Source organism: uncultured Pseudomonas sp., assembly GCF_913777995.1.
Lineage (GTDB): Bacteria > Pseudomonadota > Gammaproteobacteria > Pseudomonadales > Pseudomonadaceae > Aquipseudomonas.
In genome coordinates, this window is sequence record NZ_CAJYVE010000026.1 from 59,488 (window position 1) to 81,090 (window position 21,603).

The window sequence follows — 21,603 nt, forward strand, 5'->3', positions numbered from 1 at the left end:
TCAGTTCTCTTCTATGTCCAGCAGCAGGTTTTCCAGCGCCTCGCGGTAGTCGCCCGGTGCCTGCCACAACCCGCGCTGCTGGGCTTCGAGCAGGCGCTCGGTCATGTCACGCAAGGCATCGGGGTTGTGCTGGCGAATGAATTCACGGGTGGCGTCATCCAGCAGGTAGGCGTCGGCCAGCAAGGCGTACTGATGGTCGTCGATCAATTCGGTGGTGGCGTCGAAACCGAACAGGAAATCCACGGTCGCCGCCATCTCGAAGGCGCCTTTGTAACCGTGGCGTTTCACGCCCTCGATCCACTTGGGGTTGGCCGCCCGCGATCGCACCACGCGGTTGAGTTCTTCCTTCAGGGTGCGGATCTTCGGCAGGTCAGGCTGGCTGTGGTCGCCGTGGTAACTGGCCGTCTGGCGGCCTGCCAGGGTATCGGCCGCTGCCAGCATGCCACCCTGAAACTGGTAGTAGTCGTTGGAATCGAGCAGGTCATGTTCGCGGTTGTCCTGGTTCTGCAGCACCGCCTGCACCCTGGACAGCCGCTGCGCGAATTCCTGGCGTGCCGGCGTGCCTTCATCGCTGCCGCCATAGGCGTAGCCGCCCCAGTTGAGGTAGACCTCGGCAAGGTCCTCGCGGCTGTGCCACAGGCGCCCGTCGACCGCGCCTTGCACGCCGGCGCCATAGGCCCCCGGCTTGGCACCGAAGACCCTCCACCCGGCCTGGCGCCGCGCCTGTTCTTCGCTCACGCCGCTGGCTTGCAGTGCCTGGCGCTCTTCACGCACCCGGGCTGCCAGCGGGTTGAGGTCATCCGGCTCGTCCAGCCCGGCGACCGCCTGCACGGCGGCGTCGAACAACTTGATGAGGCTGGCGAAGGCATCGCGGAAGAAGCCCGAGACGCGCAGGGTCACATCCACGCGCGGACGGTCGAGCAGGCTCAACGGCAGAATCTCGAAGTCGTCGACGCGCTGGCTGCCGGTGGCCCATACGGGGCGCACCCCCATCAGCGCCATGGCCTGGGCGATGTCGTCGCCGCCGGTGCGCATGGTCGCGGTGCCCCACACCGACAGGCCCAACTGGCGCAGGTGATCGCCATGGTCCTGCAGGTGACGCTCCAGTAGCAGGCTGGCCGACTGGAAACCGATGCGCCAGGCCGTGGGGGTCGGCAGGTTGCGCACATCGACGCTGAAGAAGTTGCGCCCGGTGGGCAGCACGTCAAGCCGGCCACGGCTTGGCGCACCACTGGGACCGGCTGGCACGAAGCGACCGGCCAGGGCGTCGAGCAGGCCTTGCATTTCCGCCGGCCCGCAGGCGTCCAGGCATGGCGCGACCCGCTGGCGCAAGTGTTCGAGAATCGCCTGCAGATCGTCATGAACCGGCAGCGCGTGCAGCGACTCACCCGCCAGCACCCGCTCGATCAGCTGTGCGGCATACAGCTCCAGACGCTCGCGGCTGTCGCCCAGCGTCCGCCACGGCGCATCGCTGACCGCCTGCAGCGCCGCCGGGCGCTGTTCGCCACAGGGCTCTCCCAAGGCGCAGTCCAGCGGGTCGAACCCCAGCGCGAAAGCCTTGGCCAGGGCGCGCAGCAGGCTGGAATGCGCACCACGCCCGTCGCCACGAGGAATGCGCAGCAGCGCCAGCAAGGTGTCGATGCGCAGGCGCCCGGCCGGTGACTCGCCGAACACATGCAGGCCATCGCGAATCTGCGACTCCTTGAGGTCGCAGAGGTAGGTGTCCAGACGCGGCAGCCAGGTAGCGGCGTCCTGCTCGGCATTGGTTGCGGCGTCCAGGCCCAGCTCCTGGTCCAGATGGGTTTCGCGCACACGCTGGAGAATCTGCCGTTGCAGTTCCTGGGCACGGCGCGGGTCGAGCAGTTGCGCCTCGTAGTATTCGTCGGCCAGCAGCTCCAGGTCGCGCAGCGGGCCGTAGGTTTCGGCACGGGTCAGCGGTGGCATCAGGTGGTCGATGATCACCGCCTGGGTACGCCGCTTGGCCTGGGCGCCCTCGCCCGGGTCGTTGACGATGAACGGATAGATGTTCGGCAGCGGCCCGAGAATCGCGTCCGGCCAGCAACTGGCCGACAGGCCCACGCCCTTGCCCGGCAGCCATTCCAGATTGCCATGCTTGCCCACATGCAACAGCGCGTGGGCGCCGTACACCTGGCGCAGCCAGAAGTAGAACGCCAGGTAGCCGTGCGGCGGCACCAGGTCCGGGTCGTGATACACCGCACTGGGGTCGACCTGGTAACCGCGCGCCGGCTGGATGCCGACGAAGGTCAGGCCCAGGCGGATGCCGGCGACCATCATGCGCCCACTGCGGAACATCGGGTCCGCCTCGGGCGCGCCCCAGCGTTGCAACACCGCGTCACGGCTGGCCGCGGGCAGCGCCGCGAAGGCCTGTCGGTAGTCCTCCAGGGCCAGGCTCTGTTGGCAGGGCCGCAGGTCGAGGCTGTCGAGATCATTGGTGACGCCGCCCAGCAAGCGCTGGATCAGCGCGCTGCCGCTGTCCGGCAGGTCCTCTACCGGGTAACCCTGAGCCTGCAGGGCACGCAGGATGTTCAGGGCGGCACCCGGGGTATCGAGCCCCACGCCGTTGCCGATGCGCCCATCGCGGGTCGGGTAGTTGGCGAGAATCAACGCCACGCGTTTGTCCGGGTTGGCGCGCCGCGCCAGTTCTATCCAGCGCCGCGCCAGCTGGGCGACGAAGTCCATGCGCTCGGGCTGGGCGCGGTAGCAGACCACGTCGGACTGGCTGCGCTCGCTGCGCCAGGCCAGGTCCTTGAAGCTGATCGGCCGGCTGATGATGCGCCCGTCCAGTTCCGGCAGGGCAATGTGCATGGCCAGGTCGCGGGCGCCCAGGCCCAGGTCGCTGGCCTGCCAGCCCGGCTCGTTGTCCTGGGCGCAGATCGCCTGGATGACCGGTACATCGCGACGGAACGGCCGCAGGTGCGGCGCCTCCGGCGTCGACTGGGCGAAACCGGTGGTGTTGAGTATCAGCGCCACCCCCGCTGTGTCGAAGAGGTCTTCCACCACCTGCATACAGCCGGGCTCCTTGAGGCTGGCCACCGCAATGGGCAGTGGATTGAGGCCCTGGGCCTGCAGGCGCTGGCAGAACACATCGATGAACGCGGTATTGGCCGCCTGCAGGTGCGAGCGGTAGAACAGCAGGCCGGCGACCGGTGCGTCAGTGCTCCAGTCGGCTTGCCAGTCGGCCAGGGTGGCGGTGCCGTGCCGGGGGTGGTAGATCGCCGTACGCGGCAAGGCGCAGGGTTCGTCCCAAGGGTACTCGACGCCCAGCCAGCGACTGGCGATGCAGTTGAACAGATTCAGCGCGTTATCCAGGCCGCCCTGGCGCAGGAACTGCCACAGCCGGTCACGCTCGGCGGCCGGTACGCTGCTCAGCTCGGACAGCTCCGGGTCCGGGCGGTCGTCGCCGGGCACCAGGATCACCTGCACGCCACGCTCGGCCAGCTCCATCAGGCGCTGCACGCCATAGCGCCAGTAGCCAATGCCGCCGTGCAGGGACAGCAGGATCAGCCGCGCATGCTGCAACACCTCTTCGACATACAAGTCCACCGAGGCGTGGTTCTGCACCTGCATCGGGTTGGCCAGACGCAGGCTGGGGTAGTCATCCGGCAGGCGCTGGGCGGCTTCGGCCAGCAGCGCCAGGCTGGAGTCGCCACTGCAGAGAACCACCAGCTCGGCGGGGCTCTGCCCGAGGTCGGCGATGCTGTCGTCCGGCACGAAACCGCCGGGCTGGGTCCTCAACAGGTGCATCGGTCAGGCCAGCGCGGCGTGCAGGCGTGCCTGGAGTTGCGCGGCGTCCAGGTCCTGGCCAATCAGCACCAGCTGGGTGGCACGCGGCTCGTCGCTGCGCCAGGCGCGGTCGAAGTGCTTGTCGAAGCGAGTGCCTACACCCTGGATCAGCAGGCGCATCGGCTTGCCGGGAATCGCTGCGAAACCCTTCACACGCAGGATGCCGTGCTCGACCACCAGGCGGTTCAGGGCTTCGAGCAGCACGCTTTCCTGGGCTTCGGGCAGCTGAATGGAAATGGAGTCGAAGGCGTCGTGGTCGTGGTCATCGTCTTCACCTTCATGGTGGCTGTCGTGGTGCGTCTTGCGCCCATCAATGTGCACTTCAGACTCAGCGCCCACGCCAAGCAGCACGTTCAGCGGCAGGCGGCCGCTGCTGGCCTCCACCACCTTGACCGCTGGCGGCAGTTCCTCGGCGACTTCGGCACGCACTGCGGCCAGTCCTTCGGCGTCGATCATGTCGGCCTTGTTGAGGATCACCAGATCGGCGCTGGCCAGTTGGTCGGCGAACAGCTCGTGCAGCGGCGATTCGTGGTCGAGGTTCGGGTCCAGCTTGCGCTGCGCATCGACCTGGTCTGGGTAGGCGGCGAAGGTGCCGGCCTTGACGGCGGGGCTGTCGACCACGGTGATCACCGCATCGACGGTGCAGGCGTTGCGGATTTCTGGCCACTGGAAGGCCTGTACCAGGGGCTTTGGCAAGGCCAGGCCGCTGGTTTCGATGAGGATGTGATCGAGGTCGCCACGCCGCGCCACCAGCTCGCGCATCACCGGGAAGAACTCTTCCTGCACGGTGCAGCACAGGCAACCGTTGGCCAGCTCGTAGACACGCCCGCTGGCCTCTTCTTCGGTGCAGCCGATGGTGCATTGCTTGAGGATTTCGCCGTCGATGCCCAGTTCGCCGAATTCGTTGACGATCACCGCGATGCGCCGGCCTTCGGCGTTGTCGAGCATGTGCCGCAGCAGGGTGGTCTTGCCCGAGCCGAGGAAGCCGGTGACGATGGTGACGGGAAGCTTGGCCAGTGATTTCATCGAGTGCCCTTTGGCGGTTCGGCGGGCAGACGGGACGCCGACCGCGCACGATGCACGACCGGATTCGCCACCGGATCACCCCGCCCGGTTTGAGTGTGAATGCTTCGAGGCAGGTCTCCTGGCTTGCGGCGAGCCCGGCCGTTGGGCCCGGGCATTCGGTGCGCCTTCCCGCGCTGGCAGTGGCGTGGCACCGAACATGACCGCTTACAGTTGCGGGGGCAGCTGCGGCTTGCGCCCTGGCGGGGCCCGCATTCCCATTTTCAGCCCGCTCGCGCAGGCAACCTCAAAGGCGCAAGGCTACGCAGTGCCCAGCGGCAGGTCAACGTCGAGATTGACGCCCCGGCACGACCATGCTCTGCTACACACCTTGTTACGGGTGCCCCTCGCGGGGTGAAACGGGAAACCGGTGCTGCGCCGCTGCTGTCCGCGCGTTGCAAAGTCCGGTGCTGCCCCCGCAACGGTAAGCGAGCGAAAGGCCTATCCACTGTGCCGTTGGCATGGGAAGGCGGCCTTTGTCACGGCGCCCTGGCGCCCCTCGCCAGCCCGGAGACCGGCCCGCCACGAACCTTTCGATGACCTGCGGTGGGCGGGTGCATTCGCTGCCTGCCGGGCGTGCCCGGCGGTGCGTCTGCGCATGGCCTGCCCCTTTTGCACGAGGCAAGCCCCATGACCACCCTGAGCAGCAGCCCCGCTACCCGGACCACCGCCATCCCCCTCGGCCAGCGCCTCGTCGCCGCCACCAGCGCCATCCTGCTGGGCGCATGCCTGGTGTATTTCGCCGGCTTCTCGCACATCGACGCCGTACACAACGCCGCTCACGATACCCGCCACAGCGCGGCCTTCCCCTGCCACTGAGAATCCAGCCGATGTTCAAGCGAATCCTGCAAACCGCTGGTTTCAGCGGCCTGTTGGCGGCCCTGCTGCTGACCCTGGTACAGAGCCTGTGGGTCAGCCCGCTGATTCTCCAGGCCGAGACCTACGAAAGCGCGCCTGCCGCTCAGGCCCACGAGCACGCCGAGGGCAGCGCGGCCCACAGCCACGAGCATGACGAAGAAGCCTGGGCGCCACAGGACGGCTGGCAGCGCGTGCTGTCGACCGCGGCAGGCAATCTGGTGGTGGCGGTGGGCTTCGCACTGATGCTCGTCGGCCTGTATTCCCTGCGTATGCCGGGCAGCACGCGGCAAGGCCTGCTGTGGGGGTTGGCGGGTTTCGCGGTGTTCGTCCTGGCGCCGACGCTTGGCCTGCCCCCGGAGCTGCCCGGCACTGCCGCCGCCGAACTGGGACAGCGCCAGACCTGGTGGATCTCCACGGCGGCCGCCACCGCCGCCGGGCTGGCACTGCTGGTATTCGGTCGCGGGCTGTGGCTGAAACTGCTGGGCGCCGCCTGGCTGCTGGGTCCGCACGTGATCGGCGCGCCGCAACCCGCGGCCCATGCCAGCCTGGCCCCCGAAGCACTGGAAAGCCAGTTCATCGTCGCCTCGCTGCTGACCAACGCAGTGTTCTGGGTTGCACTGGGAGCCCTGACTGCCTGGCTGTTCCGCCGTGCCCATGTCGGCGAGCAATAAAAGCCAGTTGGCCATCGGCCTGGGTTGCCAGGCCGACTGCAGCGCCGAGGCGCTACGCGCGCTGATCGACGCCAGCCTGGCCGAACAGGGCCTGAGCCTGGCGCAGGTCGGCGGCCTGGCCTGCATCGAACGACGCCGCGACACACCGGGCCTGCATGCCCTGGCTGCCGAGCTGGGCCTGCCGCTGGTGTTTTTCACTGCCGCGCAGTTGCAGCCCTTCGACGCACAACTGAGCCATCGTTCGGCATTGGCGTTCACGCACACCGGCTGCCACGGGGTGGCCGAAAGCGCGGCACTGGCCCTGGCCGCTCAGCTGAACGCTGGCACAGCACGGCTGCTGATCCCCTACCGCAAGAGCCGCCAGGCGACATTCGCCTTGGCAAGTGCTGGCTGATGCCCTCCAATGACGCATGGCATGGCACGAGCCTGCTCGCTGCCAAGGGTTTTCCTGTTTTTTCGTGGAGTGAAGCGTGACTGTCTATTTCATCGGCGCCGGGCCCGGCGATCCGGACCTGATCACCGTCAAGGGCCAACGGCTGATCCACCAGTGCCCGGTGCTCATCTACGCCGGCTCGCTGGTCCCGTCCGCGGTCCTGGAGGGCCACAGCGCCGTGCAGGTGGTCGATAGCGCGGGGCTGCACCTGGAGCAGATCATCGCGCTGATGAAATCTGCTCATGCACAAGGCCAGGATGTCGCCCGGGTCCACTCCGGCGACCCAAGCCTGTATGGCGCAATCGGCGAGCAGATCCGCCACCTGCGCGAGCTGGGCATCCCCTTCGAGATCATTCCCGGGGTCACCGCCACGGCCGCCTGCGCGGCGCTGCTGGAGACTGAACTGACCCTGCCAGACGTCGCCCAGACGGTGATACTCACCCGCTACGCCGACAGCTCGCCGATGCCGGCCGGCGAAGCGCTGGGTGATCTGGCGCGGCATGGCGCGACCCTGGCCATTCACCTGGGGGTGAAGAACCTTGGGCGCATCGTCGAAGAATTGCTGCCGCATTATGGCCAGGACTGCCCGGTGGCGGTGGTGCATCGCGCCAGCTGGCCAGACCAGGACTGGGTGCGCGGGACCCTGGCGGACATCGAGGTCCAGGTGCAGGCCAAGGGCTTCAGACGCACGGCCCTGATTCTGGTCGGGCGGGTGCTGGCAGCGGACAATTTCGCCGACTCGGCGCTGTATCGCGCCAGCCACGCCCACCTTTTCCGCCCCTGAAACGCCGCGAGCCCGGTACACAGGTACCGGGCTCGCTGTTGTGACTGGCGAAGGCGAACACCACGCGATCAGTAGTAGGCGTTCTCTTTCTGGCTGTGGTCGGTGACGTCACGCACACCGTGCAACTCGGGAATGCGCTCCAGCAGGGTGCGCTCGATGCCTTCCTTGAGGGTCACGTCGGCCTGTCCGCAGCCCTGGCAACCGCCGCCGAACTGCAGCACGGCAATGTTCTGCTCGCCCTCTTCCACCACGTCGATCAGGCTGACCTGGCCGCCATGACTGGCCAGACCGGGGTTGATCTCGGTTTGCAGGTAGTAGTTGATGCGCTCGTTGATCGGACTGTCGGCGCTGACCATCGGCACCTTGGCGTTGGGGGCCTTGATGGTCAGCTGGCCACCCATGCGGTCGGTGGCGTAGTCGACGATGGCATCTTCCAGGAAGGCCTCGCTGAAACCGTCGATCCAGGCAGTGAAGCGCTTGAGGCCCACGGCTTTGTCGTCCGGCTTCTCTTCGCCGGGCTTGCAGTAGGCGATGCAGGTTTCGGCGTACTGGGTACCCGGCTGGGTGATGAAGATACGGATGCCGATACCTGGGGTGTTCTGCTTTTCCAGCAGGTCGGCCAGGTAATCGTGGGCAGCATCGGTAATGGTTATGGCGGTCATGAATATTCCTCGCAGACGTGGCGGCAGTTTACGCCAATCGCAGGCGTCGCACAAAACCTAGTATTTAGGTCAGGAAAGTGCTACCGCCTGACGCGCCGTGCGACGAGTGTCCAGCCAGGCCTTCATGCGCTGGTACAGGCCCTTCTCGATCCATTCGTAGCTCAGCCAGGCACCCCCGGCGATGATCGGCACGCAGAAGGCGAACACCAGGTACGGGTTGAGGCTGTAGCGCTGCGCCAGCAGCAGGCCGCCATACAGCACCAGTACGTGCAGCAGGTACACCGAATACGAGCAATCGCCAAGCTTCTTGAGCAGCTCGCTGCCGCGAAACAGCGGCTCCAGAGACACGCAGCACAGCACGATCAGTGCGCTGGGAAGGCCCCAGTGCAGCAGGCGCTGGCTGTTATCGAGTTGCAGAATCAGCATCACCCCAAGTGCCAGGCCGGCCAGCGGCAACCACAGCGCCTCGCGAATCCAGCCGCGCTGGTAAGCCATGCCGATGCCGATACCCAGGAGGAATTCATAGACGATGTCGTTGCCGTAGAAGCGGCCGGGCAGCGAACCGCTGAGCATCTTGCGCGCCAGCAGCTCGGTAACTGCCAGCAGCGCCACGGTAATGATCAGCGGGCGCACGCGTCGCTCGAAGAGAAACACCAGGGAGAACAGCAGGTAGAAGAACATCTCGTAGTTGAGCGTCCAGCCGACATTCAGCGTCGGGTACAGACCGTAACCGCCAGGGTTCTCCGAGGGCAGGAAGAACAGCGAGAGAATGAAGTTCTGCCAGCCGATCACCTGGTGCGGCAGCCAGGGCGCGGCCCACAGCAACAGCAGCCCCATGGCCAGGGTGTACAGCCAGTAGGCCGGCACGATACGGAACAGACGCTGGGCAATGAACTGACTGGCGGGGATGTCGCGCTTGCAGGTGGAGAGGTAGATCACCAGCCCGCTGATGACGAAAAAGATATCGACGCCTACCGCGCCTCTGGAAACGAAGAATTCGCCGATCGGCCCGCTGGCCTTGAAGTCGAAGAAGATCTGCATGAAGTGATGGCACACCACGACCCATGCGGCGATTGCCCGCAGGGCCTGAACCGAAATCAGCATTCCTGAACCTCTTGTGCTCGCTGTTCTCTCAATGATCGCCCGCACCACGCTGGTGCAAGCACGCCCTATAGGGACCGTAGCCAGGCGTAAAAGATCAGAGAAAAAGCGCTTCGTTCAGGTTCGCAATAATGGCTGCAGGCCATACACCACAAGGCCTGCAGCCCGAAAAGCCCCGGTTTTCAGAGGTTTTCGTAGCGATTCATGTCCAGCACACCGGCTTCGACCGGTTCGTGTTCCTGAACGTAGCGGTTCAGGTCGTGGAACATTTTCCAGAACTGCGGATGGGTACGCCGCACGCCCCAGCGCTCGACCAGTTTCTCGAAGCCGGGCTGGTCGGTGACCTGTTCCATGGCCTGGACGAACGCCGGCACCTCGCCAGCCGGCACGTTGAACATGAAGTTCGGGTAACTGCTCAGCACACCGGGATAGACGGTCAGGGTGTCGTGCTTGGGCAAATAGCGATACGACTCGCCGAGCAGGAACGCCACGTTGCTGTGTGCGCGGTTGCGCAGCACGCTGTAGATCTCACGATGGCCGCCGTTGTCTTCGACACGCAGCATGGTCGCCTCAGGCAGCCACTCGATCACCTTCAACCGCGAAGCCGGACGCGACGCCAGGCGGCTGAGCGCCTGCTCGGCCTGACTGATCTGCGCGGGCAGGCCGGGCCTGGCGCAGCGGCCATCGGTCGGGCAACGGTTGATGGGGTCTGGCGCGACGTTCAGCGGCCCGACGCGGCGCAGCAGCTGCCCGGCAAAATCGCGCAGCGTGCGCTTTTCGTCCAGGCGCAGGCGGCTTGGCGTGTCGTCGTCGATGCTCTGGTAATCCAGCCACATCTTGATCTTGCCGGAGTCCTGGTACAGGTCGCCGAGCAGGTCTTCGCGACGGTCGGCCGGCATCAGGCGCATGAAGTTGATCTCCGCGCCATTGCGGATCAGGTCGAAATACAGGCGGGTCTGTGCCTGGTGGGCGATATTGCCGTACACGTCGAAATTGACCACCAACTGGTAATAGGTGCGTTCCAGCAGCGGGTAGTCGAACAGCCAGGTGGATTTGGGCACGTCGCCGATCAGGCCCTTGTTCACCGTGGCGCTGTCGAAATGGCGGAAAACGGTAAGCAAGGCATTGTCGTTGCCGGTCCACAGGGTCGGCCAATCGGCGGGCGGCGCCTTGGCGTAATGGTCACGACGCAGGTCTTCGTAGGCGTTGCGGCGGTCCTTGTAGGCCAGCCACAGGCCCAGCACGCTGCCCACGTCGTCGTTCTGCCCCGGCATGGCCAGCAGCGGCGTGGCCTGACCCTGGTAACGCGCGTCGGTGAGGTACAGGTCGCTGGAGGGATCCTGGAACAGCACCCAGAAATGGTCGCGAATCACATCGGTGGCGATCTGCCCTCGGCACACCGGGCCACGGATGAAGCTGCGCACGAAGTACTCGGCGTTGTCGAGCATGAACTGATAGCGCGCCCGTGCCGGAATCGCCTCGAAGGTCAGGAAGGGGTTGGCACGGTGACCGGGACCGTAACCCGGGACCGCCTGGGCCTGCCAGTCGTTGCCATAGAACAGCTGCTGCACGCGCTTGAGCTTGTCCGGCCCCATGGCATAGGTGATGTGGGTCTTGTGAACGATGACGCCCTGTACCGGCACCAGGCGATAGAAGAACCGGTCACGCCCCGGATCGTCGTTGGGCCGCCGAGTGGCGATGATGTCCACGGGCTGGCCACTGGGGGTGCGCGAACGCACCCACTGGAAGAAATGCCCCGCCTCCCCGCCCTCGAAATAGATATGCGCGAGAAACAGGTGCTCATACAGCCAGCGCGCCACCAGGACCTCACGGGCGCCCGGGCGGTTGAGCAAGGCTTCCCACTCGGCTATCTGCGCTGCCTCGGTGGCACTGGGCTGCAACGCCTGCTGGTCGACCGGCGCCCCCGCCGCCAGCCAGCGCTGCAGGGTTTGATACTCGGCGGCATCCAGGCCACTCACCGCCAGCGGCATGCCCTGGGTGGAATGCGCGGCGGCGTAGCCGTTGAACTCTTCAGGCAATGGGCAAAGGTTTTCGCGGTTGATGCCCAGCACGATGTCATCGGGCAGTTTGCTGTTGGGCGGTAACGGGTTCTGTTGCGCAAGCTCCAGCATGCGCCCCAGCAGAGCCGGCTGGCCGCCGTGCGCTTCAAGCACCGAGTAGAAGCCCTTGCGCTGCCAGGCTGCCTGGCCGCTGGCATCGTAGAACAACCGGGTGGGGTCCACCGCCTGGGTGCGTTCGCCCTGGTAAACCGGCACCTTGTTGGCACCGCGCTGCAGCCCCTCGGCGCTGCCGAGGTTGAGCTGGCAGGGCGCGTCGTTGCAGGCATGGCAAGCCACGCACTTCTCGGTGAGGATCGGCTGGATGTCACGGGTGTAGGAAACAGGCACGGGCAGATCGCCCGCCTGAAGCGTGCAGCAAGACAGCAACAAGGCAAGGCTTGCCAGCAGACGGTACGGCATATCCGGTGAATTCCCCAGGCCAAATGGCCGCAAGTTTACAGTGACAGGGCGACACCAACATGAGCGATTTTCATGAAAAAGCCCAGGCAACGCTAAATCTGTTCGGCTTTGCTATGATTTTGCCTTTCTGTTTATCCCGGCCCGTTCTGTTCCGGCCTTTTCAAGGTAGCCCCCATGTCTGACCGCAGCGCCCGCCATCACGCTCTTCTGAACGCTCTGAAAGAAAGGATTCTGATCCTCGATGGCGGCATGGGCACCATGATCCAGAGCTACCGGCTCGAAGAACAGGACTACCGCGGCGAACGCTTCGCCGACTGGCCAAGCGACGTCAAAGGCAACAACGACCTGCTGCTTCTGACCCGCCCGGACGTGATTGGTGCCATCGAGAAGGCCTACCTGGACGCCGGTGCCGACATCCTGGAAACCAACACCTTCAACGCCACCCGGGTATCCCAGGCCGACTACGGCATGGAAGCGCTGGTCTACGAACTCAACGTCGAAGGCGCACGCATCGCCCGCCAGGTGGCCGATGCCAAGACCCTGGAAACCCCGGATCGGCCGCGCTTCGTCGCCGGCGTGCTGGGCCCGACCAGCCGCACCTGCTCGATCTCCCCGGACGTCAACGACCCCGGCTACCGCAACGTCACCTTCGACGAGCTGGTGGAGAACTACACCGAGGCCACGCGTGGCCTGATCGAGGGCGGTGCCGACCTGATCCTCATCGAGACCATCTTCGACACCCTCAACGCCAAGGCGGCGATCTTCGCCGTGCAGCAGGTCTTCGAGGAAGACGGCATCGAACTGCCGATCATGATCAGCGGCACCATTACCGACGCCTCGGGCCGTACCCTTTCCGGGCAGACCACCGAGGCCTTCTGGAACTCGGTGCGCCATGCCAAGCCGATCTCGGTGGGCCTGAACTGCGCCCTGGGCGCCAGCGACCTGCGCCCCTACCTCGAAGAGCTGTCGAACAAGGCCGACACCCACGTCTCGGCGCACCCCAACGCCGGCCTGCCGAATGCCTTCGGTGAATACGACGAAACCCCGGCGCAGATGGCCGCCGTGGTCGAGGAGTTCGCTGCCAGCGGCTTCCTGAACATCATCGGGGGTTGCTGCGGCACCACCCCGGCGCATATCCAGGCCATCGCCGAAGCCGTAGCCAAGTACTCGCCACGGACCATTCCCGAGATCCCCAAGGCCTGCCGCCTGTCGGGCCTGGAGCCGTTCACCATCGACCGCAGCTCGCTGTTCGTCAACGTCGGCGAGCGCACCAACATCACCGGCTCCGCCAAGTTTGCCCGGCTGATCCGTGAAGAGAACTACACCGAGGCGTTGGAAGTGGCGCTGCAGCAGGTCGAGGCCGGCGCCCAGGTGATCGACATCAACATGGACGAAGGGATGCTCGACTCCCAGGCCGCCATGGTCCGCTTCCTCAACCTGATCGCCGGCGAGCCGGACATTTCCCGGGTGCCGATCATGATCGACTCCTCCAAATGGGAGGTGATCGAAGCCGGCTTGAAGTGCATCCAGGGCAAGGGCATCGTCAACTCGATCTCCATGAAGGAAGGCGTCGAGGCGTTCAAGCATCACGCCCGGCTGTGCAAGCGCTACGGCGCCGCCGTGGTGGTGATGGCTTTCGACGAGGTCGGCCAGGCCGACACCGCCGCACGCAAGAAGGAAATCTGCCAGCGCAGCTACGACATCCTGGTCAATGAAGTGGGCTTCCCGCCGGAAGACATCATCTTCGACCCGAACATCTTCGCCGTGGCCACCGGCATCGAAGAGCACAACAATTACGCCGTCGACTTCATCGAGGCCTGTGCCTACATTCGCGACCACCTGCCCTACGCGCTATCCAGTGGTGGCGTGTCCAACGTGTCGTTCTCGTTCCGTGGCAACAACCCGGTGCGCGAGGCGATCCACTCGGTGTTCCTGTACCACGCGATCCGCAATGGCCTGACCATGGGTATCGTCAACGCCGGCCAGCTGGAGATCTACGACGAGATCCCCGCCGCACTGCGTGAGAAGGTCGAGGACGTGGTGCTCAACCGTACCCCGGAAGGCACCGATGCGTTGCTGGCGATCGCCGACGAATACAAAGGCGATGGTGCCGCCAAGGAAGCCGAGACCGAAGAGTGGCGCAGCTGGCCGGTGAATCAGCGCCTGGAACATGCGCTGGTCAAGGGCATCACCGCGTTCATCGTCGAAGACACCGAAGAATCGCGGCTGTCGTTCAAGCGTCCCATCGAGGTCATCGAAGGCCCGCTGATGTCAGGCATGAACGTGGTTGGCGACCTGTTCGGCTCGGGCAAGATGTTCCTGCCCCAAGTGGTCAAGTCCGCACGGGTGATGAAACAGGCCGTGGCGCACCTGATCCCGTTCATCGAGGCCGAGAAGGGCGACAAACCGGAAGCCAAGGGCAAGATCCTCATGGCCACGGTCAAGGGCGACGTGCACGACATCGGCAAGAACATCGTCGGCGTGGTGCTGGGCTGCAATGGCTACGACATCGTCGACCTGGGCGTGATGGTGCCGGCGGAGAAGATCCTGCAGGTCGCCAAGGAGCAGAAATGCGACATCATCGGCCTGTCGGGATTGATCACCCCGTCGCTCGACGAGATGGTCCACGTCGCCCGCGAAATGCAGCGCCAGGACTTCCACCTGCCGCTGCTGATCGGCGGCGCCACCACCTCCAAGGCGCACACCGCGGTGAAGATCGAGCCGCGCTACAGCAATGACGCGGTGATCTACGTCACCGACGCCTCGCGTGCCGTCGGCGTGGCCACGCAATTGCTGTCCAAGGAGCTGAAACCGGCGTTCGTCGCCAAGACCCGCGAGGAATACGTGCAGGTGCGCGAGCGCACTGCCGCGCGCAGCACGCGCACCGAGCGCCTGCCCTACGCCCAGGCCCTGGCCAACAAGCCGCAGTTCGACTGGTCCGGCTACACTCCGGTCAAGCCGAGCTTCACCGGCACCCGCGTGCTGGAAGACATCGACCTCAACGTGCTGGCCGAGTACATCGACTGGACACCCTTCTTCATTTCCTGGGACCTGGCGGGCAAGTACCCGCGCATCCTCACCGACGAAGTGGTCGGCGAAGCCGCCACGGTGCTGTTCGACGACGCGCAGAAGCTGCTGCGCAAGCTGATCGACGAGAAGCTCATCCGTGCCCGCGCGGTATTCGGCTTCTGGCCGGCCAACCAGGTCAACCATGACGACCTGGAAGTCTACGGCGAAGACGGCCAGACCCTGGCCACCCTGCACCACCTGCGCCAGCAGACCATCAAGCCCGACGGTAAGCCGAACCTGTCGCTGGCCGACTATGTGGCGCCGAAGGACAGCGGCGTCACCGACTACATGGGCGGTTTCATTACCACCGCCGGCATCGGCGCCGAGGAAGTGGCCAAGGCCTACCAGGACAAGGGCGACGACTATAATGCGATCATGGTCAAGGCCCTCGCCGACCGCCTCGCCGAAGCCTGTGCCGAATGGCTGCACGAGCGGGTGCGCAAGGCGTACTGGGGCTATGCGGCCGACGAGCAACTGGACAACGAGGCGCTGATTCGCGAGCAGTACAGCGGTATCCGCCCTGCCCCCGGTTACCCCGCCTGCCCTGACCACACCGAGAAGCGCACCCTGTTCAATCTGCTCGACCCATTGCCAGCGGACACGGCACCGCACACGGCAGGCCGCAGCGGCGTGTTCCTCACCGAGCACTACGCGATGTTCCCGGCCGCCGCCGTCAGCGGCTGGTACTTCGCCCACCCCGAGGCGCAGTACTTCGCCGTGGGCAAGGTCGACAAGGATCAGGTGGAAAGCTACAGCGTGCGCAAACAGCAGCCACTGGAAGTGACCGAACGCTGGCTGGCGCCGAACCTGGGCTACGAGGAGTAAAGCCGCTCAGCGCAAGGCCGAGCGGGCTTGATCGGGTGCCGTCCGGCACCCGACCGCCGCCTCGCGTCGGCTGGTCCGCCAGTCCTGCGCCAATGGGGTTACCCTGCCTGGATACAGGCGCGTGCAGGGCCGCCCCATGGACAACAAGAACAGCCCCACCGAGAAGAAATCGCCACCCACCTTCTGGCAGATGCTGCACAGCGTTCTGGCCGCTGCCTTCGGCGTGCAGAGCGAGCGCAATCGACAACGGGATTTCAGCCATGACAAACCCTGGCACTTCGTGGTGCTGGGCCTTGGCTTCACCCTGGTATTCGCCCTCGGGCTGCTGTTGATCGTGCGTCTGGTGCTGTATTTCCTCGGTGCCTGAAGCGGCGCGTCGGCAGGTCACGGCCAACGCACCATCCACGCCCCTCCCCTCGGGCGATGGCCGGTTGCGGAGTCAGATCAGCTCACTGGCCACTGACCCAGAACACCGCGCCACCCACGACGAGCAGAATCAGGAAGAAGATCGCCCAGGCATCTACAGAGCTGTCAGGCTTGGCAGTCTTGGTGTGGTTACGCATCGCATTGCCTCTTGTTGGTTTTGTGAGTGAATGCAGATGTAAAAGGGAAGGATGCAGGTAGTTAAGCCTGCGCTTAACCATACTTCAAGCAGGGACAAGACCGGCGGCGTGCTGCATATCGCTTTTAGTGATTTGCATATATATAAACATCACTTTTGCCGATATCAGCAAACTGGTATCTTCGCCACCGCTCCGCAGGGAGTGCGCGACCGTGCGCGCAGAGAATTGTCCAGATGAGGCAGGCCCCGAGGCCGGGCTGGCGTATCCGCCCTCCTCGTGGTGGCCGCGCCTCATCATCGAAGCCTGAGAACAGGACCTATATGTACGTATACGACGAGTACGATCAGCAGATCATCGAGGACCGCGTCAGGCAGTTCCGGGATCAGACCCGACGCTACCTGGCGGGAGAGCTGAGCGAAGAGGAATTCCGACCACTGCGCCTGCAGAACGGTCTGTACGTCCAGCGTTTCGCGCCCATGCTGCGCGTCGCCGTGCCTTATGGCCAGCTGAACTCGCGCCAGGCGCGCATGCTGGCGAAGATCGCCCGCGACTACGACAAGGGCTATGCCCACATCAGTACCCGTCAGAACGTGCAGTTCAACTGGCCAGCACTCGAAGACGTACCGGAAATTCTCGCCGAACTGGCCACCGTGCAGATGCACGCCATCCAGACCAGCGGCAACTGCCTGCGCAACGTGACCACCGACCAGTTCGCCGGTGTCGCCGCCGACGAGCTGGTGGACCCGCGACCCTGGTGCGAGATCGTCCGCCAGTGGACCACCTTCCACCCCGAGTTCGCCTACCTGCCGCGCAAGTTCAAGATCGCCATCAACGGCTCGAGCAGCGACCGTGCGGCCATCGAAGTGCATGACATCGGCCTGGAGCCGGTGCGCAACGCCGCAGGCGAACTGGGCTTCCGCGTGCTGGTGGGTGGCGGCCTAGGCCGTACCCCGGTGGTCGGTGCCTTCATCAACGAGTTCCTGCCCTGGCAGGACCTGCTCAGCTACCTGGACGCCATCCTGCGTGTGTACAACCGCTATGGCCGCCGGGACAACAAGTACAAGGCGCGGATCAAGATCCTGGTCAAGGCCCTGACCCCCGAGGTCTTCGCCGAGAAGGTCGAAGCCGAGATGGTCCACCTGCGTGGCGGCCCGACCACCCTCACCGAGGCCGAACTGCAGCGCGTGGCGCGGCATTTCGTCGACCCCGAGTACAAGACACTGGAAAACCTCGACGCCGAACTGGCAGGCCTGGATACCGAGCACCCCGGCTTCGCCCGCTGGCGCCAGCGCAACGTCCTGGCGCACAAGAAGCCCGGCTACGTGGCCGTGACCCTGTCGCTCAAGCCCACTGGCGTAGCGCCAGGCGATGTGACCGACAAGCAGCTCGATGCCGTGGCCGACCTGGCCGACCAGTACAGCTTCGGCTACCTGCGCACTTCCCACGAGCAGAACATCATTCTCGCCGACGTCGAGCAGGTACGCCTGTTCGAGCTGTGGAACCTGCTGCGCGAGCATGGCTTCGCCACGCCGAACATCGGCCTGCTGACCGACATCATCTGCTGCCCGGGCGGCGACTTCTGTTCACTGGCCAACGCCAAGTCGATCCCGATCGCCGAATCCATCCAGCGCCGCTTCGACGACCTGGACTACCTGTTCGACATCGGCGAGCTGGACCTCAACATCTCCGGCTGCATGAACGCCTGCGGCCACCACCACGTCGGCCACATCGGCATCCTCGGCGTGGACAAGAAGGGCGAAGAGTTCTACCAGGTGTCGCTGGGTGGCAGTGCCAGCCGTGACGCCAGCCTGGGCAAGATCCTCGGCCCGTCCTTCGCCCAGGAGGCGATGCCCGACGTGATCGAGAAGCTGATCAACGTGTACGTCGAGAAACGTACCGAGGAAGAGCGCTTCATCGACACCTACAACCGTATTGGCATCGACCCTTTCAAGGAGCGCGTCTATGCAGCGAATCATTAAGAACAACGAAGTCGTCGATGAAACCTGGCACCTGCTGCCCAAGGACACGACCTTCGACAGCCTGTCCAACTGTGACGACCTGATCGTTCCGCTGGCCCTGTGGCGTGAGCACGCCCACGCACTGAAGGCCCGTGACGGTGGCCTGGGCGTGTGGCTGGACAGCGACGAGGAAGCCGAGGAAATCGGCGAAGATGTCGCGCATTTCCAGGTCATCGCGCTGAACTTCCCGGCCTTCACCGACGGGCGCAGCTATTCCAATGCGCGCCTGCTGCGTGATCGCTATGGCTACAAGGGTGAGCTGCGGGCCATCGGCGACGTATTGCGCGACCAGCTGTTCTACCTGCGTCGCTGCGGCTTCGACGCCTTCGCCATTCGTGCAGACAAGGACCCGTACGAAGCACTGGAAAGCCTGAAGGACTTCTCGGTGACCTACCAGGCCGCTACCGACGAGCCGCTGCCGCTGTTCCGTCGCCGCTGATTCGGCGCAATAAACAAAAGCCCGGCCTTCACTGAAGGCCGGGCTTTTGTTTTGCGCAGGGTTATTTAGCCTGTAGGACCGGTTTCAGCCGGGAAGCCTTGCGCGGCTCCAGCCCTACCGGGCGGCAGCATCTGGCGTATGCGCCACCAAGACCCGGCAGCCGTGTTCAGGACCAGAAGCGCTGCTGGCTGAGCCGCTCCCAGACGCGCGCCAGCACGCCGTCCAGCGAGATCGCCGCCGCCATGCCGACCTTCTGTTGCAGGCTCTTGCGCTGGGCGTAATGCAGGTGGAAGACGTCCGCGTCCTTGGCCTTGTCGGCCAGATATTCGTCGCTGGTCTTCAGCTCATCGACCAACTGCTTGTCCAGCGCCGCCATGCCCAGCCACACCTCGCCGGTGGCGACCTCCTCGATACTCAGCTGTGGCCGGTAGCTGGCCACGAAGCCCTTGAATAGCTGGTGGGTGACTTCCAGGTCCTGCTGGAACTTCTCCCGGCCCTTCTCGGTATTTTCGCCAAACACCGTCAGGGTGCGCTTGTACTCACCGGCGGTGAGTACCTCGAAATCGATATCGTGCTTCTTCAGCAGGCGATTGACGTTGGGCAGCTGCGCCACCACACCGATCGAACCGAGGATGGCGAACGGCGCGCTGATGATGCGGTTGCCGATGCAGGCCATCATGTAACCGCCACTGGCAGCGACCTTGTCGATGCAGATGGTCAACGGAATGCCCGCCTGGCGGATGCGCGCCAACTGCGAAGAGGCCAGGCCATAGCTGTGCACCAGGCCACCGCCGCTTTCCAGGCGCAGCACCACTTCGTCCTTGTCGCTGGCCAGGCTCAACAGTGCGGTGATCTCATGGCGCAGGCTCTCGGTAGCCGAGGCCTTGATATCGCCATTGAAGTCCAGCACATAGACACGCGGCTTGTCCTGCGGCGCTTTCTTGTCCTTCTTGCGCGCCTTGGCCTGCTCCTTGCGCAGCGCTTTCAGACGCGCCTTGTCCAGCAACGAACCTTCCAGGCGGTCGCGCAGCCCTTTGTAGAAGTCGTTGAGCCGGGTCACCTGCAATTGCCCGGCGGCCTTGCCGCGCCCTTTGCTGCGGGAAGCCGCCACGGCCACCAGTACCACGACGATGGCGATCACCAGGGTCACGGTCTTGGCCAGAAAGCTTGCGTAATCGGCGAGAAAATCCACGAAGACTCCTTCAATACGGGGCGCCCTCTACCAGCGAGGACGCAACGCCCAAGCATACCGAGCGCGCCCAACGATCACCAGCCACCGCAGCGGCGGCGGATTGAAACAGGCAATTCAAACGAATGTATGATTTGAGGTTGACAGCCCTCCGCCATCCTCATAACCTCGCCTGCAGCTGCCGCTGCAGGACATGCTCCCTGAACGGCGCAGACCACCTTCAATAAGGATCGACACATGACCTCAGTAGCCGATGCAGTCCAGCAAATGCAAGCCAAGTTCAACCCCAGCGCCGCCGCCGGCCTGGATCTGGTCTTCGGCTTTCACATCACCGACGAAGACAAGCACTACGCCCTGATCGTCAAGGACGGCACCTGCCAGCTGCAGGAAGGCGAGAACGCCGACGCCAACGTCACTCTGGTCATGGACGCCGAAACCCTCAAAGGCATCGTCAGCGGCGAGACCGACGGCATGCAGGCCTTCATGGGCGGCAAGCTGCGCACCGAAGGCGATATGATGCTGGCCCTGAAACTGAGCGAGCTGTTCCCTCAGTAAGCGGCAAGTGGCAGACAGACAAGAACCGAAGCCTCATGGGCTTCGGTTTTTTTTCGCCTGTACATGACGCGGCAGGCAGTTTCGCGACTAGAGTCTCCCACCGAAACAAACAAGAACAGGAGTCCAGCATGTCCAGAACCACGCTTTTCGACCTCGACGGCCAGGTCGCCCTGGTGTCCGGCGCCAGCCGCGGCATCGGCGAAGCCATCGCCCGCCTGCTGGCCAGCCAGGGTGCCCATGTGATCGTCTCCAGCCGCAAGCTCGACGGCTGCCAGCAGGTCGCCGACGCGATCATCGCCGAGGGTGGCCAGGCCACGGCACTGGCCTGCCATATTGGTGAGGCATCGGCTATCGAAGCCTTGTTCGATGAAATCCGCAGCCGTTTCGGGCGCCTGGACATCCTGGTCAACAATGCCGCGACCAACCCGCAGTTCTGCCATGTGCTGGACACCGACCCCGGCGCCTTCCAGAAAACCGTGGACGTGAACATTCGCGGCTATTTCTTCATGTCGGTACTGGCCGGCCGGCTGATGCGTGAACAGGGTGGCGGCAGCATCATCAACGTGGCCTCGATCAATGGCGTGTCACCCGGAGAGTTCCAGGGCATCTACTCCATAACCAAAGCGTCGGTCATCAACATGACCAAGGTGTTCGCCAAGGAGTGCGCGCCCTTCGGCATTCGCTGCAATGCCTTGCTGCCAGGACTGACAGACACCCGCTTTGCTTCGGCGCTGGTCAACGACCCCGGCATCCTCAAGATGGCGCTGGCGCGCATCCCGCTCAAGCGCGTCGCCGAACCGGGCGAGATGGCCGGTGCAGTGCTGTACCTGGCCAGCCAAGCGTCGAGCTACACCACCGGAGCCATTCTCAATGTCGATGGCGGCTTCCTGTCCTGAGGCAGAGGCCAAGCCGCTTGTGCCGGCTGAACGGTATTGCGGCTAACGCCAATACCGTTCAGTTAGGGGTAATTGGATGGACTCGCCCCCGCCGAGGCGTCTATGCGCCACGGTGGCATCCTATAGATGTCAGCGACAGCGAGGGCGAGACCATGAGCAAGAATACTTCCAAAAAGACCGCTTTGCCTGCAACC

16 protein-coding genes and 2 riboswitches are annotated in these 21,603 nt (G+C 64.6%); of the genes, 10 read left to right on the forward strand and 6 right to left on the reverse strand.

Annotated elements, in window-relative coordinates:
• Positions 1 to 3,765 (reverse strand): cobaltochelatase subunit CobN, encoded by a 3,765-nt coding sequence (gene cobN / locus QZ497_RS11800; RefSeq protein WP_295474785.1) that lies wholly within the window; start codon positions 3,763 to 3,765, stop codon positions 1 to 3.
• A gap of 3 nt (positions 3,766 to 3,768) precedes the next feature.
• Entirely contained in the window at positions 3,769 to 4,830 is a 1,062-nt protein-coding gene (gene cobW / locus QZ497_RS11805) for a cobalamin biosynthesis protein CobW (protein ID WP_295474788.1), read from the reverse strand.
• A 90-nt stretch (positions 4,831 to 4,920) separates the two neighbouring features.
• A riboswitch (cobalamin riboswitch) is annotated at positions 4,921 to 5,131 on the reverse strand.
• Positions 5,132 to 5,187: 56 nt separating this feature from the next.
• A riboswitch (cobalamin riboswitch) is annotated at positions 5,188 to 5,404 on the forward strand.
• A gap of 92 nt (positions 5,405 to 5,496) precedes the next feature.
• Here cobW and QZ497_RS11810 point away from each other — a divergent pair.
• The 4 genes from QZ497_RS11810 (at position 5,497) to cobM (ending at position 7,612) form a co-directional block, all read left to right on the forward strand.
• Entirely contained in the window at positions 5,497 to 5,685 is a 189-nt protein-coding gene (locus tag QZ497_RS11810; RefSeq protein ID WP_295474791.1) for a CbtB-domain containing protein, read from the forward strand.
• Positions 5,686 to 5,696: 11 nt separating this feature from the next.
• A complete protein-coding gene (locus QZ497_RS11815) occupies positions 5,697 to 6,395 on the forward strand; it encodes a CbtA family protein (RefSeq protein WP_295474794.1) in 699 nt (232 codons plus the stop codon).
• On the forward strand, positions 6,379 to 6,789 hold the full coding sequence (locus QZ497_RS11820) for a cobalamin biosynthesis protein (RefSeq protein WP_295474797.1): 411 nt from the start codon (positions 6,379 to 6,381) through the stop codon (positions 6,787 to 6,789). The genes QZ497_RS11815 and QZ497_RS11820 overlap by 17 nt, the downstream gene beginning before the upstream one ends.
• 76 nt (positions 6,790 to 6,865) lie before the next feature.
• Positions 6,866 to 7,612, forward strand: a complete 747-nt coding sequence (gene cobM, locus QZ497_RS11825) for a precorrin-4 C(11)-methyltransferase (protein ID WP_295474799.1) — start codon at positions 6,866 to 6,868, stop codon at positions 7,610 to 7,612.
• Between the two features lie 68 nt (positions 7,613 to 7,680).
• Here cobM and nfuA read toward each other — a convergent pair whose 3' ends face one another.
• The 3 genes from nfuA to QZ497_RS11840 form a co-directional block, all read right to left on the reverse strand.
• The gene (gene nfuA / locus QZ497_RS11830) at positions 7,681 to 8,274 is read right to left on the reverse strand and encodes a Fe-S biogenesis protein NfuA (protein WP_295474802.1); all 594 of its coding nucleotides are present in this window, start codon (positions 8,272 to 8,274) and stop codon (positions 7,681 to 7,683) included.
• Positions 8,275 to 8,343: 69 nt separating this feature from the next.
• A complete protein-coding gene (locus QZ497_RS11835; protein WP_295474804.1) occupies positions 8,344 to 9,378 on the reverse strand; it encodes an acyltransferase in 1,035 nt (344 codons plus the stop codon).
• 179 nt (positions 9,379 to 9,557) lie between these two features.
• The gene (locus QZ497_RS11840; RefSeq protein ID WP_295474807.1) at positions 9,558 to 11,855 is read right to left on the reverse strand and encodes a fatty acid cis/trans isomerase; all 2,298 of its coding nucleotides are present in this window, start codon (positions 11,853 to 11,855) and stop codon (positions 9,558 to 9,560) included.
• A 174-nt stretch (positions 11,856 to 12,029) separates the two neighbouring features.
• Here QZ497_RS11840 and metH point away from each other — a divergent pair, with 174 nt between their 5' ends.
• The 4 genes from metH (at position 12,030) to QZ497_RS11860 (ending at position 18,769) form a co-directional block, all read left to right on the forward strand.
• On the forward strand, positions 12,030 to 15,749 hold the full coding sequence (metH, locus tag QZ497_RS11845; protein ID WP_295474810.1) for a methionine synthase: 3,720 nt from the start codon (positions 12,030 to 12,032) through the stop codon (positions 15,747 to 15,749).
• 136 nt (positions 15,750 to 15,885) lie between these two features.
• Positions 15,886 to 16,116, forward strand: coding sequence for a DUF2970 domain-containing protein (locus QZ497_RS11850; RefSeq protein WP_295474812.1), 231 nt, complete (start codon positions 15,886 to 15,888; stop codon positions 16,114 to 16,116).
• Between the two features lie 516 nt (positions 16,117 to 16,632).
• Positions 16,633 to 18,291, forward strand: coding sequence for a nitrite/sulfite reductase (locus QZ497_RS11855; RefSeq protein WP_295474815.1), 1,659 nt, complete (start codon positions 16,633 to 16,635; stop codon positions 18,289 to 18,291).
• Positions 18,275 to 18,769, forward strand: coding sequence for a DUF934 domain-containing protein (locus tag QZ497_RS11860; protein ID WP_295474818.1), 495 nt, complete (start codon positions 18,275 to 18,277; stop codon positions 18,767 to 18,769). Before QZ497_RS11855 ends, QZ497_RS11860 begins: the two co-directional genes overlap by 17 nt.
• Before the next feature lie 166 nt (positions 18,770 to 18,935).
• Here the strand turns inward: QZ497_RS11860 and sohB are convergent, their stop codons facing one another.
• Positions 18,936 to 19,961, reverse strand: a complete 1,026-nt coding sequence (sohB, locus tag QZ497_RS11865) for a protease SohB (RefSeq protein WP_295474821.1) — start codon at positions 19,959 to 19,961, stop codon at positions 18,936 to 18,938.
• A gap of 234 nt (positions 19,962 to 20,195) precedes the next feature.
• On the opposite strand from sohB, the gene QZ497_RS11870 reads away from it, so the two are divergent.
• Together QZ497_RS11870 and QZ497_RS11875 are read left to right on the forward strand one after the other, a co-directional pair.
• The gene (locus QZ497_RS11870) at positions 20,196 to 20,513 is read left to right on the forward strand and encodes an SCP2 sterol-binding domain-containing protein (RefSeq protein WP_295474824.1); all 318 of its coding nucleotides are present in this window, start codon (positions 20,196 to 20,198) and stop codon (positions 20,511 to 20,513) included.
• A gap of 128 nt (positions 20,514 to 20,641) precedes the next feature.
• Positions 20,642 to 21,409, forward strand: coding sequence for an SDR family oxidoreductase (locus tag QZ497_RS11875; protein ID WP_295474827.1), 768 nt, complete (start codon positions 20,642 to 20,644; stop codon positions 21,407 to 21,409).
• The last annotated feature ends 194 nt before the right edge of the window (positions 21,410 to 21,603 follow it).

Excerpts from the sequence above, each read along its gene's own strand:
- cobN (WP_295474785.1), bottom strand. The coding sequence starts at position 3,765 with ATGCACCTGTTGAGGACCCAGCCCGGCGGTTTCGTGCCGGACGACAGC.
- cobW (WP_295474788.1), bottom strand. The coding sequence starts at position 4,830 with ATGAAATCACTGGCCAAGCTTCCCGTCACCATCGTCACCGGCTTCCTC.
- QZ497_RS11810 (WP_295474791.1), top strand. The coding sequence starts at position 5,497 with ATGACCACCCTGAGCAGCAGCCCCGCTACCCGGACCACCGCCATCCCC.
- QZ497_RS11815 (WP_295474794.1), top strand. The coding sequence starts at position 5,697 with ATGTTCAAGCGAATCCTGCAAACCGCTGGTTTCAGCGGCCTGTTGGCG.
- QZ497_RS11820 (WP_295474797.1), top strand. The coding sequence starts at position 6,379 with ATGTCGGCGAGCAATAAAAGCCAGTTGGCCATCGGCCTGGGTTGCCAG.
- nfuA (WP_295474802.1), bottom strand. The coding sequence starts at position 8,274 with ATGACCGCCATAACCATTACCGATGCTGCCCACGATTACCTGGCCGAC.
- QZ497_RS11835 (WP_295474804.1), bottom strand. The coding sequence starts at position 9,378 with ATGCTGATTTCGGTTCAGGCCCTGCGGGCAATCGCCGCATGGGTCGTG.
- QZ497_RS11840 (WP_295474807.1), bottom strand. The coding sequence starts at position 11,855 with ATGCCGTACCGTCTGCTGGCAAGCCTTGCCTTGTTGCTGTCTTGCTGC.
- metH (WP_295474810.1), top strand. The coding sequence starts at position 12,030 with ATGTCTGACCGCAGCGCCCGCCATCACGCTCTTCTGAACGCTCTGAAA.
- QZ497_RS11850 (WP_295474812.1), top strand. The coding sequence starts at position 15,886 with ATGGACAACAAGAACAGCCCCACCGAGAAGAAATCGCCACCCACCTTC.
- QZ497_RS11855 (WP_295474815.1), top strand. The coding sequence starts at position 16,633 with ATGTACGTATACGACGAGTACGATCAGCAGATCATCGAGGACCGCGTC.
- QZ497_RS11860 (WP_295474818.1), top strand. The coding sequence starts at position 18,275 with ATGCAGCGAATCATTAAGAACAACGAAGTCGTCGATGAAACCTGGCAC.
- QZ497_RS11870 (WP_295474824.1), top strand. The coding sequence starts at position 20,196 with ATGACCTCAGTAGCCGATGCAGTCCAGCAAATGCAAGCCAAGTTCAAC.
- QZ497_RS11875 (WP_295474827.1), top strand. The coding sequence starts at position 20,642 with ATGTCCAGAACCACGCTTTTCGACCTCGACGGCCAGGTCGCCCTGGTG.